This window comes from Streptomyces sp. NPDC050619, assembly GCF_040654815.1.
Lineage (GTDB): Bacteria > Actinomycetota > Actinomycetes > Streptomycetales > Streptomycetaceae > Streptomyces.
Map to the genome: position 1 here is coordinate 37,748 of NZ_JBFAIR010000026.1, position 12,844 is coordinate 50,591.

Consider the following 12,844-nt stretch of genomic DNA (forward strand, 5'->3'; position numbering starts at 1 on the left):
GGCCTGCGCCATGCTGGCGTGATGGCGGGGAGGACGAGGAAGTGACGCAGAACGGGGTGCGGTCGCCGCGGGGGTTCCGCGTGCTCAGATGGACCGCGAGCACCCTCGCCGTCCTGATACTCGGTACGGCCACCGCCGGGTACCTCTACTACCAGCACCTGAACGACAACATCAAGCAGGCCGACCTGAACCTGGGCGACAACAAGGTCCCCGAGCCGACGCCGAACGCCAAGGGCCAGACCCCGCTGAACATCCTGCTCATCGGCTCCGACGCCCGGGACACCGAGGAGAACCAGAAACTCGGCGGCGCCCGCGAGACGTTCGGCGCCACCCCGCTGGCCGATGTCCAGATGCTGCTGCACCTGTCCGCCGACCGCACCAACATGTCGGTCGTCAGCATGCCCCGCGACACCCTCGTGGAGATACCGAAGTGCACCGACCCGGACGACGACGAGGTCTACCCGGCCAGTGAGGGCCGGACGATGACCAACCGGAGCCTCGGCCGCGGCGGTCCCGGCTGCACGGTGGCCACCTGGCAGAAGCTCACCGGAATCCACATCGACCACTTCATGATGGTCGACTTCGCGGGTGTGGTGTCGATGGCGGACGCCGTCGGCGGGGTCCCGGTGTGCGTGGACGCGAACATCTTGTCGCGCGACAGCGAGGGCCACGGCTCCGGCCTGAAGCTGGAGAAGGGCACGCATCCGGTCAAGGGCGAGCAGGCCCTTCAGTGGCTGCGCACCCGCTACGGCTTCGAGGACGGCAGCGACCTCGCCCGCGCCAAGGCCCAGCACATGTACCTGAACTCGCTGGTCCGCACGCTGCGCGAGAACGCCACCCTGAGCAGTCCGAACAAGCTGCGCACGCTCGCCGAGAAGGCCACCGCGGCCATCACGGTCGACCCGGGCCTGAACACCGTCAAGAAGCTCTACGACCTCAGCAACGAACTGCGCAAGCCGAAGCCGGGGCGCATCACCATGACCACGATGCCCAACCGGTACGTGGGTGCGCGCGTGGAGCCCACCGAGGACGCCGAGCAGCTCTTCCGGCTGGTGCGGGAGGACATCGCCCTGGACGGCAAGGACGCCAAGGACACCAAGAAGGCGAGCCCGTCGGCGACACCCTCCGGCGACCCGGCCGCCGACGACGCCGAGATCGGCATCCTCGTCCAGAACGGCACCCGCACCGACACCCGCCGCGCGGCGAACGGACGCGCGAGCGCGGTGACCGAACTGCTCATGGAGAAAGGCTTCACCGAGGCGGCTGCGGACACCACCTCCGCGTTGAGCGAGGACCGTACGGTCGTCCGCTACCCGAGCGCCGAACTGGCGGGCGACGCCCGGCGCGTCGCCAAGTCCCTCGGGATTCCGGCGAGTTCGGTGGAGCGGTCGACGGACGTCTCCGGCGTCACGGTCGTCGTGGGCGCCGACTGGCGTGACGGTACGACGTACAAGGCGCCCAAGCAGAACGACACGACCCCGGAGTCCGCCGAGGCGCTCAACGGCGCCGACGAGGACGCCTGCATGCACGTGAACCCGGCGTTCACCTGGTCCTGAGCCGGGTGACGCAGGTCACCTCGGGGCGGCCTCCGCGCGGACCGCGGGGCGCCGGCTCGCGATCACCTTGCGGGCCAGCGAGCGCGGGCTGGTCAGATAGCCCCAGCCCCACGACATGTGCATGGTGGCCAGCGCGACGGGGATCCGCAGCCGCGCCTTCAGCGGCAGCCCCCTGCCCGCTGGCAGGGACCCGAGGCCGATCGCCGCCAGGTAACCGCCGGGGATCACGAGGCCCCACGGGGTGAGGGCGGCGCCGACCACGATCCCCGCCGCGATGGCGCACACCGCGGTCGGCGGGGCGAGGTAACGCAGGTTGATCGAGCCCTCGTGGTAGCGGGCGACGACGTGCCGCCAGCGGCCGTAGTCCTTGTACTGCTTGGCGAGCGCCCTGACGCTGGGCCTCGGCCGGTACGACACCTTCAGCTCGGGCGAGAACCAGATCAGCCCGCCCGCCTCCCGGATCCGGAAGTTGAGCTCCCAGTCCTGGGCGCGGATGAACTCCTCGTTGTAGCCGCCCTGTTGCTCCAGCGCCTCACGCCGGAACACCCCGAGATAGACGGTCTCGGCCTCGCCCGCGGCGCCTCCCGTGTGGAAGACGGCGTTGCCGACCCCGATCTTCGAGGTCATGGCGGCGGCGACCGCGTGCTCCCAGTCGTTCTCGCCCTCGGCGTGCATGATGCCGCCGACGTTCTGCGCGCCGGTCTCCTCCAGGAGCCGTACGGCGGTCGCGATGTAGTTCGGCGAGAGCATGCCGTGCCCGTCGACGCGCACGACGACCGGATGGCTCGAGGCCTTGATCGCGGCGTTGAGGGCGGCGGGCGTACGGCCGGTCGGGTTCGGGACCGTGTGCACGCGGGGGTCTTCGCTGACGAGCTCGGCCGCGATCTCGTCCGTGCGGTCCGTGGACGGACCGATGGCGATCACGACCTCCATCTCGCCGTCGTACTCCTGCGCGAGGATCGCTTGGACGGCTCCGCGCAGATGCCGCTCCTCGTTGAGGACGGGCATGATCACAGAAACGGCGGGGAGTCGCACGTCGGGCTTGGCGTTCATAGGGAGCAAACGTTACCGCGAACGGGGGACAGCGGTGCGCCCCGCCCGGGTGGTGCACCGGTCCACAGATCGTATGGGCCTACGGTGCCCAGGATCCCACGTACGGCCCTCGCGGAGGTGTCTCCCCTTTGCCCCCCAAGTCGCCCCGCTCCCCCGCCGCCCGCCCACAGCGCCGCCCGCCGCGACCGCCCGTACGGCGGAAGAAACCGCGCTGGGCCATGCGGGCGGTGACCACGCTGTCGGTGGTCGTCCTCGCCGCCGCCGGGATCGGCCACGCGGTGGTCACGAGCCTCGACGAGGACATCGCCCGGGTCGACCCCTTCAAGGACATGAAGAACCGTCCGCGGGCGGGCCACGGCATGAACGTGCTGCTGGTCGGCACGGACGGCCGGGACAAGGTCAGCGAGCGGGAGCGCCGCAGGTACCGGCTGGGCGGCGACCCCTGCCACTGCACCGACACGATCATGATCGTGCACATCTCGGAGGACCGGGAGCGGGCGAGCGTGGTCAGCCTGCCGCGCGACTCGTACGCCGTGACGCCCGCGCACACCGACCCGACGAGCGGGAAACAGCACGAGGGCCACCCCATCAAGATCAACGCGGCGTACGCGGAGGGCGGCCCGCAGCTGACCGTGCGCACGGTCGAGAAGATGACCCACGTGAAGATCGACCACTATCTGGAGGTCGACTTCACCAGCTTCATGAAGACGGTGGACGTGGTCGGCGGGGTGAAGATCTGCACCGCGGACCCGCTGAAGGACAGGTACACGGGACTCGACCTTGCGCCGGGTACGCACACGCTCGAGGGCGGACAGGCCCTCCAGTACGTCCGCGCCCGGCACGTCGACGGCGCCTCCGACCTGAGCCGCATGCAGCGTCAGCAGCGTTTCCTGGCGGCGCTGATCGAGCGGGCGACCTCGTCGGGGATCTTGTTGAACCCGATGAAGTTCCGGGACGTGACGCGGGCCGTACTGGGCTCCGTACGGGCCGACAAGGGCTTCGGCACGGACGAACTGCTGGCCCTGGGCCGGGCGATGCGCAGCTTCTCCCCCTCCTCCTCGGAATTCACGACCGTGCCGATCGGGCAGATGGGCTACGTCGTGAAGGGCGTCGGCTCGACGCTGAAGTGGGACCCCGAGAAGTCGGCACGCCTCTTCCGCTCATTGCGCGACGACAAGCCGCTGACCGTGCACCGGCCGCGCCCCAAGGCGGTCCGGGTGGCGGTGGCCCCGCAGCAGATCCGCGTCCAGGTGGAGAACGGCACGACCACGGCCGGCCTCGGCAAGCGCGTGGACACGGCACTGGCGGCGACGGGCTTCAGGACGACCCGGACGCCGGTCAACGCGACGGACCGCGCCGTGAAGCGGACGGTCGTCGCCCACGACCCCGGCTGGGACCGCTCGGCGAAGTCCCTGGCGGCGGCCCTGCCCGGCAGCGAACTGCGCGCGGTGAAGGGCTTGGGGGCGACGCTGAAGGTGATCGCGGGGTCGGACTTCAGGCAGGTGCGGAAGGTGCAGGCCCAGGATGTGTATCAAGGGGAGTCCGGGGTGGTGACGGGGGACGAGGTGGTGTGTCCGTAGTGTCGCGGGGGAGCTTGGGTTCCTGACCGAAGCGTCGCGGGTGCGCTTGGGTTCCTGACCGACTGACCCGCGTCGGAACTACTCGTCAGTCACCGGCAATTGCGTCTGGACCTCGGCGGCAGCCGCGTCTTCGGCTTTGCCGGCGGGGGCCAGTGGCTCGGGGCGGCCGGGCAGGAGCAGGCACAGCGGGACGGCGACCGCGGTGAGGGCCACCGACCACCAGAAGGCGTCGTCGAAGCCGTCGGCCAGGGCGCCCGGGGTGCGGGCGTCGGCGGCGGTGTGCTGGAGGATGACGGCGAGTACGGCGATGCCCACCGAGCCGCCGATCTGCTGGGCGACGCGGGTGATGATGCTGGCGCCGGGGATCTCCTCGTGTGCCAGACCGACGTAGGCGGCGCCGCTGAGCGCGATCATGGCGGCGCCCAGGCCGATGCCGCGGACGAGCAGTGCGGCCGTGAGCAGGACCTCGCTGGTGTCGGCGGTGACGAAGGCGAACGGCACGGTGGCTGCGGCGACGCAGGCGAACGCGGCGAAGGCGACCCGGCGAGGGCCGATGCGGTCGGTGTACCTGCCTGCCAGGCCGCGGGCGAGGAGCGCGCCGACGCCCTGCGGGATGAGCAGCAGTCCGGCGCCGAGGGCGTCCTGGCCGCGGACCTGCTGGAAGTACAGGGGCAGCAGCATCATCGCCCCGTACAGGGAGATCCCGCCCAGGAAGAGCAGGGCGGCGGAGGAGGCCACCGCGCGGTGGCGGAACAGCCGCAGGTTGACCAGCGCGCCGGCCCGCGGCAGTGCCCACGCGACAAAGCCTCCGACCAGGGCGAGTCCGCCGATCAGCGGGATGAGGACCTCGGCGCCGGCGAAGCCCGCGCCGCCCTCGACCCGGGAGAGGCCGTAGATGAGGGCGGCGACACCCGGGGAGAGCAGGAGCAGGCCGACGACGTCCAGGCGGGCGCGGGGGCTGCCGGGTGCGGGCCGGTCGTCGGGCAGGTTGCGCCAGGCGAGCCGGCCGCCGACGAGGCAGAAGGGGATGTTGACGAAGAACAGCCAGCGCCAGTCGGCCAGATGCAGGATGAGGCCGCCCAGGACCGGGCCGAGGATCGGGCCGAGTGCGGTGGGCACGGTGATGACGGCCATGACCTTGCCGATGTCGCGACCCTTGGCGGCCTGCATGATCAGTGTGACCGTGAGCGGCATCATGATGCCGCCCGCGATGCCCTGGACGACACGGAAGGCGATGAGGCTGGTCGCGTTCCACGCCAGCGCGCTCAGGACCGAGCCGATCAGGAACATGCCCAGGGCCGCGATCCACAGACGTTTGCCGCCGAGCCGTGACTGGGCCCATCCGGCGAGCGGGATGGTGACGAACACGGCCAGCAGGTAGCCGGTGCTCACCCACTGGATGGTGGACAGCGGCGCATCGAGATCCTTCGCCAGGTCGTTGAGGGCGACGCTGACGATGGTCGTGTCGAAGACGACGGCGAGGGCGCCCACGATGACGGTCAACGCCATGCGCCACACGGCGGGGTCCATACGGTCGGGGTCCATACGGTCGGGGTCCATACGGTCGGGGTCCATACGGTCGGGGTCGGTGCGAGTACTCACGAGCAGCATCACCTTAAGATACAGATATCTATCTTACGGCGGTCAGACTAAGGCCCTAGAATAAGATAGGCAAGTCTATCCAAGGAGGTTCGGATGCCCGAGCGACGCCGGGGAGCGGCACTGGAGAAGGCGCTCCTCGATGCGGCCTGGGAAGAACTCGCGGCCAACGGCTACGCCAGGTTCACCATGGACGCCGTCGTCCAGCGCGCGGGCACCAGCCCTCCCGTTCTCTACCGCCGCTGGTCCGACCGCGACGAACTCGTCCGGGCGGCCATCGTCCACACCATGAAGGAGCACCGCCTCGACACCCCCGACACGGGAAGCCTGCGGGAGGACATCCTCACCCTCATGCGGGAGATCAACGCCACCCGCGTCCAGTTCGTCACCGTCATGAGCGTGCAACTGGCCGGCTACTACCAGGAGACCGGAACCAGCCCCGGCGACCTGCGCGACCCCCTGGTGACGGGACGCAAGGAAGCCCTCGACGTGCTCTTCGAGCGCGCCGTCGACCGCGGCGAGATCAAACCGGAGCTCCTCACCGAACGCATCAAGTCCCTCCCCTTCGACCTGCTGCGCCACGAATTCCTCACGACCTTCGCCCCCGTGCCCGACGACGTCCTCGAAGAGATCGTCGACACGGTCTTCTTTCCTCTGGTGCGCTGAATCTGATCTGATGATCAGATGAACCCAGCAAACTTACGGAACAGCGCCATGAGCTGGATCGCCGGTGCCGGGGCGGTGGTGGCGATGTCGGTCGTCACGGCGTGTTCGGACGACTCCACGGCACAGCAGGCCGAACCGGGCTCGAGCTCGAGCTCGACCGCTGAGGCCGGCACCCCGACCCCGACCCCGACCAAGGGGCAGACCGCTGACCAGTCCACCGTCCAGGGGGCGGTGGCCGGGTGGGTCACAGCGATCGTCCAGGACCGCCCGAAGAACGCCTGCCTGGTGATGGGAACACCCGCCACCTCCTCGTCGCCCGCGCGGGCGAACACCGAGGCGACATGTTCGGGCAGCGGTTCGCAGGCGAAGAAGATGGAACAGCAGATCCACTCCCTGCACGCCTCCTTCGCGCCCGAGTCCTCGACGAGCGACCCGAAGGTGACCGTCGCCAAGGTCCCGGTGAAGGGCAAGACAGCGGTCGTCCCCGGGAAACAGGTCACGATCGACGGACAGACCCTCACCGCGATCGTCCTGTCCCACTCCACCGGAGTGCAGAAGGGCGACGTCGGCATCAAGATCGAGGCCACCGACATCGACGGCTCCTGGTATGTGACCAACCTGAATCTGTCCGTGGGATGAAGTTGGTCAAGTGCCCACCATCACCGACGACTTGTGTCTAAGTTGCGGCTAGGTTTAGACACATCCTGATCAGTTCAGTGATGGATCAGTGCTGTCCGAAGGAGACCAGGCCCCATGTCCGACCCCTCAGCGTCCCGCGACGAAGGCGTCGCCCGCACGGCCCGGTTGCGGACCGACGTGTCCCACTCGGCGCGGATCTGGAACTACTGGCTGGGCGGCAAGGACCACTACCCGGTCGACGAGGAGGTCGGCGACCAGATCATCTCCTTCGTGCCGGCGCTGCCGCGCTCGGCCGTCGCGGACCGGCAGTTCCTGGCGAGGGCCGTGCGGTTCCTGGCCGGGGAGGCGGGCGTACGGCAGTTCCTGGACATCGGCACGGGGCTGCCGACCGCCGACAACACCCACGAGGTGGCGCAGGGCGTCGACCCGACGTGCCGGATCGTGTACGTCGACAACGACCCCCTCGTCCTCACCCACGCGCACGCCCTGCTCACCAGCGCGCGCGAGGGGGTCACGGACTACATCGAGGCCGACGTCCACAGCCCCGAGGCGATCATCGAGAGCGCCGCGCGCACCCTCGACTTCGACGCACCCGTCGCGATCACCATGCTGGGCATCCTGAACTTCGTCATGGACACGGACGAGGCCGTCTCGATCGTCGGGCGCCTCCTGGACGCCGTACCCTCCGGCAGCTACCTGGTCGTCTCCCACCCCACCACGGAGGTCGACGGCGAGGCGATGACGACGGCGGTGGAGTACTGGAACGGCCAGGGCTCGTCTCCGATGACCCTGCGCAGCCGCGACGACCTCCTCCGTCTCTTCGACGGGGTCGAACTGCTCGAACCCGGCCTCGTCTCCTGCTCCCGCTGGCGCCCCGGGGCGCCGGACGCCGAGATCACCGACGTCACCCACTTCGGCGGAGTGGGCAGGAAGCCGTAGACCCGCGGAAGTCGCCATCCGCCGGGCACGCGGAACGGATTCCTCCGGTCCCTCCCGTGGCGGTCCTTCCCGTGGCGGTTCCGTCCGGGCAGGCGTAGGACGGAAGGGCGGGAGCCGATCCCGCGGTTCCCGCCCCTCGAAGGAGGAACCATGCAGCCCACCGGCATGACACAGATGAGCAAGGAGATGCAGGACTGCGTCGAGGCGTGCATGTCCTGTCACAGCGCGTGCGAGGAGACCATGAGCTCCTGTATGCAGCGGGGCGGTCAGGCGCAGCTGCAGATCATGAGTGCGCTGATCGACTGCTCCGAGACGACCCGCATGTGCTCGGACATGATGATGCGCCGCTCGCCGATGTCGGCGGAGATGTGCGCCCTGTGCGCCAGGGCCTGCGACATGTGCGCGGAGGCGTGCATGTCCCAGCCCGAGGACCCCCAGATGATGAAGTGCGCCGAGGCCTGCCGCCGCTGCGCCGAGACCTGCCGGGCGATGGCGGGCGCCACGATGTGACTCCGGCCGGACAGCTTTCAAGGGCACCCTTTGGGGTGCCCTTGAAGTCGCTTGAAGTCGCTTGAAGCCGCTTGAAGGTGCTTGAAGCCGCTTGAAGGCGTGCCCTATGGCGTCGTGTTCGGCGTCAGTTCCCCGACACCGTGACCTTCTCGTCGTTCTTCAGCTCGTCCACCAGCGTCTTCACCTTCGCCTTGTCCCAGACGAGGTTGCCGCCCGTGGAACCGGAGATCGGCATGTTCATGGACTTGCCGTCGCCGCCGTTGACGCTCTTCATCGCCCAGAACATGGAGGCCAGGTCGAACAGACCCATGTCCTTGTCGACGACCAGTGAGTCCAGGCCCGAGCCCATCGTCGGGTAGAGCTTGAAGGGGTTGAGGATCGTGCTCGGGTTGGCGACCTGGTTGGCGAGGGCGTTGAGGAACTTCTGCTGGTTCTTCGTACGGTCCAGGTCGGAGCCCGCGAGCGCGTACCGGGTGCGGACGAAGGCGAGCGCCTGGTCGCCGTTGAGGGTCTGCTTGCCCGCCTCGAAGTCGGCGCCGGACTTGGTGTCCTTCATGCCGCCCTTCGGGATGTCGATCTCGACGCCGCCGACCGCGTCCACGATGTTCGCGAAGCCGGCGAAGCCGATCTCGACGTAGTGGTCGATGTGCAGGCCGGTGTTGAACTCGACAGTGCGGACCAGCAGTTCGGGGCCGTCCTCGGCGTAGGCCGCGTTCAGCTTCACATGGCGGCCCGTGCCCTCGTAGGTCTTGCCGGAGTCGGAGCCCTTGTACGTCGGGATCTCCACGTCCGAGTCGCGGGGCAGGGAGATCAGCGTGTCGCCGTTGTCTCCGGTGTGCAGGATCATCATCGAGTCCGTGCGCTTGCCCTCGGCGGAGCCGGTGTGCAGGTTCTTCTTCTGCTCGTCGGACAGCCCGGCGCGGCTGTCGGAGCCGACGATCAGGTAGTTCGTGCCCGCGCCCGTCTCCGGCCGGTCGATGACCTTGGACAGGTCGACGTCGCGGTTGAGCTTGGAGTCGGCCCAGAAGTACGTGCCGATGGTCGTCGCCACCAGCACCGTGACCACCGTGATCGCGGTCCACTTGATACGGCGGCGCCAGTTCGGCGCGGGGCGCGGGCCTCGGGCGTAGCCGTCACCCGGGCCGCCCGGATCGCCCGGGCCGCCTGGCGATCCGTAAACCTGGCCGGTGTTGTAGCCGCTGTCGTACCCGTTGCCGTAGCCGGGTGCGGCGCCGCCGTCGACGTACGACGGCTGCTGCGGGACCCCGCCGCCGTACGGCGGTGCGGATGGGCCGGGGCCGCCCCCGTACCCCCCGCCGCCCTGCCCGGGAGGCGCCCCCGAGCCGCGGCGGACCTGCCGCATCACGCGCGCGCCCTCAGGCTGTGCGTTCGCGCTGCCGCGTCCGTACCGGCCGCCGCGGTTGTCGTCGGACCATGCCTCGGGCCAATCGTTCATGCGCCCCAGTGTGCCGGTCAGTGCTACGTGCCTTACAAGGTTCGTCGGAAAATAAGAGCACTGCTGTTGCCAAGCTGACACAAATTCCCCGGATGTCGCCTCGGTCATATGGTGGGGGGCGTGACAGAGCGGGCACTGGATGTGGAAGCGTAGATTCCGGTCATATCGAATCTCTTGGGCGGGCCGGACCTCGATGGAGGTCCATGTCGATGCCGACCGAGGTGAGCCCCGTAACCTGCGAAGATCGCTCCATGACTGGCACGCACCTGAAGATCAAGGACCTCGTCATCGACTGCGTTGACCCGGAACGGTTGGCATCGTTCTGGGCCGATCTCCTGGACAGACCGATCACGGCCAGGACGGGCCCATATGTCTGGCTCGCGCGTGGCGACGGTCCGGGAGTGGGCTTCCAGAAGGTCGCCAAGACAAAGGCCGGCAAGAACCGCATCCACTTCGATGTTGCCTCGCCGGACCCGGCTTCCGAGCAGGCGCGAGTCGAGGAGTTGGGCGGTCGGCTGCTCGACCAGTATGCGGCTGGAGGCTTCCTGGTCATGGCCGATCCCGAGGGGAACGAATTCTGCATCATCCCGCCAGGGTCGTTCGAGGTCGACGATGACGGGCACGCGAGCTATCTCGACGGCTGAAGCGCTTCCGTGTGGCCGCACCCACTACAACCAAGATCCTTACCCGACAACGCGAATATTGGCGCTGCCGCGTGGACGGCCATGAGCCACCCCCATACGGTCGTCCCCAAGGGGCCCCAACAGGGGGCTGACTGAGGGGGTTTCAGCATGGCGCGCGAGGAACTGACCCGGCTCACCGGTACCGGCAACGGGGAGTGCAATCAGAACGACTGCCCCAACGTCTACCGCACGGCAAGCGGCTCGATCATCGTCCAGGGAGACCTGTCCGCCGCGTTCCAGCCGCCGGAGGGTGAGGCACTGGTGGAGATCCCCGAAGCGGTTCTCAGGGAGGCTGTTCGTGTTCTTGGATGGTGAAGCCTGGCAGGCCAAGTTCCGGCACTTCCAGAGCGAGGCGTGGCGACTGGAGACGCTTCCCGTCTACAACGTCCCGCAGGAGGCGGACGAGATCCGGGCCTATCTGGCAGGTGAACGCATTGACCCGCACACACACTCGAACGCCTACACGGAAGACCTGAAGAGGGTGCGTCGCGAGGGAAAGAGCAAAGGACGCGTTCACATCGTCACGCGCCCTCTCACCACTTACCTTCGGTACGAATTCATGTTCTACCGGCCGCATGTATGGGCCGGCGAGGACATCAGAATCATGGACGTAACCGACCGGGCAAATCCGCTGACCGGCGTTCAAGATTTCTGGATGTTCGACAAAGGGGAAGTCGTCCTCATGAACTACGAGGCAGACGGCACACAGATCAGCCGGGAAGTGTACGACGGCGACGTGACACCTTTCATCGAATACCAGCGTATCGCGCTGGCCGAGTCGGTGCCCTTTGAGGAATACGTGAAGGGCCTTGACGTTTGAACCGGAAGAGCTAGGACAGTCCAGAGCGGACCTGGCCGACACGCTCAAGATGCTACGCAGGCGAGTCGGGATCACTCAGACCCGGCTCGCTCAGCGCTGCAATATGTCCCAGACCAAGATCAGCAACATCGAAGGCGCGAAGCTGACACCGAGCCTTGTCGATGTCGACTGATCCTCAAGGCTCTGGACGCACCTCCTGATCTCGTCTCACGCATAGCGGCCCTTGCCCGCACCGCAAACACTGAATGGCAAGACGTCTGGTCGCAGCGCCGAACCGGCCTGGAGAAGAAGCAGAATGAGCTAGCCGGTTTCGAGCGATCTTCCACGGAATTCCGCTACTTCCTGCTGTCCATGGTGACCGGCCTGCTCGCGACGCCAGAGTACGTGAGAGCCAGCCTGGCACACATTCCAGGAGATCACAGCAAGGCGATTGCGAAGAAGCTGGAACGTCAGTCCGTTCTTTACGACACATCGAAGCGCTTCACTTTCATACTGACCGAGCAGGCCGTACGGTGGCCCTTCCTTCCCGCATCGGCCATGGCCATGCAAGTTGACCGACTTATGTCGGTCAGCCTCCTGCCCAACATTCAGCTTGGGGTTATCCCATCGGAAGGCCATATGCCCGTAGCCCCGTTGAACACTTTCACCGTCTATGACACACGGATAGCCACGATTGAGACGCAGACTGGAGCGATGGTTTTCCGTGACCATCGAGACGTTTCCGCATATATAGCGGATTTCTCTGTGTACGAAGGGTATGCATTGTTCGGTGACGAAGGGCGGGAACGACTGTCCGAATGGGCCCTCCAGTTCCGCTCGTGATCTTTACCCGACAACGCCAATAAAGCTGGGCGTCGCCCCAAACGTGGCCGATCATTACTGGGAAGCAAAATTGGGGAGGACCGATGGCGGGCACCCAGAAGCCCCAGGGATACGGACTTACGGAACTGCCTCCGGACCCGAAACCAGTACCAGGCTGCGGCGCGTGTCTCGGTATCTGCGTACGGCGACAGAACGCGCAGTCCAGAGGTGACTACAGCGCTGTTTCTGATGCGAACGTGGAGTTGCGGCGACATCAGGACGAAGCGCATGCGTCATGAGCAGCAGACAGGATTCCGGACTCTTCGCTGACCGGCCCTTGCTGACGCTGCGGGTGTCTCGCGACTCCGGGCGGACGTGGGAGCCCGAGCAGGGCGTGTTCGCCACAGATGATCTCCCACCCCTGATGACCAACCAGTGGCCCCCGTGCCAGTGCCGACGCTGCACCGAGCCCGGTAAGCCCTCCAACCGTTGAAGGCGCCTGCCTCCGGTCCCATGAACTCCCGCCCGGTTTGGGCGGCGGC

Annotated in this window: 12 protein-coding genes and 1 pseudogene; 10 read left to right on the forward strand and 3 right to left on the reverse strand. The window is 67.5% G+C overall.

The annotated features are described in order from the left end of the window. Positions 1–41: 41 nt before the first annotated feature. Positions 42–1,556 carry an LCP family protein gene (locus AB0I77_RS34640; RefSeq protein WP_363286735.1) on the forward strand — a complete coding sequence of 505 codons (1,515 nt, stop codon included), beginning with the start codon at positions 42–44 and terminating at the stop codon, positions 1,554–1,556. Positions 1,557–1,571: 15 nt separating this feature from the next. On the opposite strand, the gene AB0I77_RS34645 is transcribed toward AB0I77_RS34640, so the two are convergent. Then, positions 1,572–2,609, reverse strand: coding sequence for a glycosyltransferase family 2 protein (locus AB0I77_RS34645; protein ID WP_363286736.1), 1,038 nt, complete (start codon positions 2,607–2,609; stop codon positions 1,572–1,574). A gap of 218 nt (positions 2,610–2,827) precedes the next feature. On the opposite strand from AB0I77_RS34645, the gene AB0I77_RS34650 reads away from it, so the two are divergent. Continuing rightward, on the forward strand, positions 2,828–4,189 hold the full coding sequence (locus AB0I77_RS34650) for an LCP family protein (RefSeq protein WP_363286840.1): 1,362 nt from the start codon (positions 2,828–2,830) through the stop codon (positions 4,187–4,189). A gap of 78 nt (positions 4,190–4,267) precedes the next feature. On the opposite strand, the gene AB0I77_RS34655 is transcribed toward AB0I77_RS34650, so the two are convergent. After that, positions 4,268–5,749 carry an MDR family MFS transporter gene (locus AB0I77_RS34655; protein ID WP_363286841.1) on the reverse strand — a complete coding sequence of 494 codons (1,482 nt, stop codon included), beginning with the start codon at positions 5,747–5,749 and terminating at the stop codon, positions 4,268–4,270. Positions 5,750–5,884: 135 nt separating this feature from the next. Here AB0I77_RS34655 and AB0I77_RS34660 point away from each other — a divergent pair, with 135 nt between their 5' ends. The 4 genes from AB0I77_RS34660 (at position 5,885) to AB0I77_RS34675 (ending at position 8,542) form a co-directional block, all read left to right on the forward strand. Further along, on the forward strand, positions 5,885–6,454 hold the full coding sequence (locus AB0I77_RS34660) for a TetR/AcrR family transcriptional regulator (RefSeq protein ID WP_363286737.1): 570 nt from the start codon (positions 5,885–5,887) through the stop codon (positions 6,452–6,454). A gap of 48 nt (positions 6,455–6,502) precedes the next feature. Continuing rightward, positions 6,503–7,093, forward strand: a complete 591-nt coding sequence (locus AB0I77_RS34665; RefSeq protein ID WP_363286738.1) for a hypothetical protein — start codon at positions 6,503–6,505, stop codon at positions 7,091–7,093. A 114-nt stretch (positions 7,094–7,207) separates the two neighbouring features. Then, positions 7,208–8,032 carry an SAM-dependent methyltransferase gene (locus tag AB0I77_RS34670; protein ID WP_363286739.1) on the forward strand — a complete coding sequence of 275 codons (825 nt, stop codon included), beginning with the start codon at positions 7,208–7,210 and terminating at the stop codon, positions 8,030–8,032. A gap of 150 nt (positions 8,033–8,182) precedes the next feature. After that, on the forward strand, positions 8,183–8,542 hold the full coding sequence (locus AB0I77_RS34675) for a four-helix bundle copper-binding protein (protein ID WP_363286740.1): 360 nt from the start codon (positions 8,183–8,185) through the stop codon (positions 8,540–8,542). A gap of 124 nt (positions 8,543–8,666) precedes the next feature. On the opposite strand, the gene AB0I77_RS34680 is transcribed toward AB0I77_RS34675, so the two are convergent. Next, positions 8,667–9,998 carry an LCP family protein gene (locus AB0I77_RS34680; protein ID WP_363286741.1) on the reverse strand — a complete coding sequence of 444 codons (1,332 nt, stop codon included), beginning with the start codon at positions 9,996–9,998 and terminating at the stop codon, positions 8,667–8,669. Positions 9,999–10,249: 251 nt separating this feature from the next. On the opposite strand from AB0I77_RS34680, the gene AB0I77_RS34685 reads away from it, so the two are divergent. The 4 genes and pseudogenes from AB0I77_RS34685 to AB0I77_RS34700 all read left to right on the forward strand — a co-directional run bounded on the left by AB0I77_RS34685 (position 10,250) and on the right by AB0I77_RS34700 (position 12,323). Next, a complete protein-coding gene (locus AB0I77_RS34685; RefSeq protein WP_363286842.1) occupies positions 10,250–10,642 on the forward strand; it encodes a VOC family protein in 393 nt (130 codons plus the stop codon). Positions 10,643–10,789: 147 nt separating this feature from the next. After that, entirely contained in the window at positions 10,790–10,996 is a 207-nt protein-coding gene (locus AB0I77_RS34690) for a hypothetical protein (protein ID WP_363286742.1), read from the forward strand. After that, positions 10,980–11,501: a DUF6879 family protein gene (locus AB0I77_RS34695; protein ID WP_363286743.1), complete on the forward strand. Its 522-nt coding sequence runs from the start codon at positions 10,980–10,982 to the stop codon at positions 11,499–11,501. The genes AB0I77_RS34690 and AB0I77_RS34695 overlap by 17 nt, the downstream gene beginning before the upstream one ends. After that, a pseudogene (locus AB0I77_RS34700) lies at positions 11,491–12,323 on the forward strand (helix-turn-helix transcriptional regulator). Before AB0I77_RS34695 ends, AB0I77_RS34700 begins: the two are co-directional and overlap by 11 nt. Positions 12,324–12,844: the final 521 nt, after the last annotated feature.

Coding starts and splice junctions, on each gene's coding strand:
- AB0I77_RS34660 (WP_363286737.1), top strand. CDS start 5,885: ATGCCCGAGCGACGCCGGGGAGCGGCACTGGAGAAGGCGCTCCTCGAT.
- AB0I77_RS34655 (WP_363286841.1), bottom strand. CDS start 5,749: ATGGACCCCGACCGTATGGACCCCGACCGTATGGACCCCGCCGTGTGG.
- AB0I77_RS34665 (WP_363286738.1), top strand. CDS start 6,503: ATGAGCTGGATCGCCGGTGCCGGGGCGGTGGTGGCGATGTCGGTCGTC.
- AB0I77_RS34680 (WP_363286741.1), bottom strand. CDS start 9,998: ATGAACGATTGGCCCGAGGCATGGTCCGACGACAACCGCGGCGGCCGG.
- AB0I77_RS34650 (WP_363286840.1), top strand. CDS start 2,828: ATGCGGGCGGTGACCACGCTGTCGGTGGTCGTCCTCGCCGCCGCCGGG.
- AB0I77_RS34675 (WP_363286740.1), top strand. CDS start 8,183: ATGCAGCCCACCGGCATGACACAGATGAGCAAGGAGATGCAGGACTGC.
- AB0I77_RS34645 (WP_363286736.1), bottom strand. CDS start 2,609: ATGAACGCCAAGCCCGACGTGCGACTCCCCGCCGTTTCTGTGATCATG.
- AB0I77_RS34685 (WP_363286842.1), top strand. CDS start 10,250: ATGACTGGCACGCACCTGAAGATCAAGGACCTCGTCATCGACTGCGTT.
- AB0I77_RS34690 (WP_363286742.1), top strand. CDS start 10,790: ATGGCGCGCGAGGAACTGACCCGGCTCACCGGTACCGGCAACGGGGAG.
- AB0I77_RS34670 (WP_363286739.1), top strand. CDS start 7,208: ATGTCCGACCCCTCAGCGTCCCGCGACGAAGGCGTCGCCCGCACGGCC.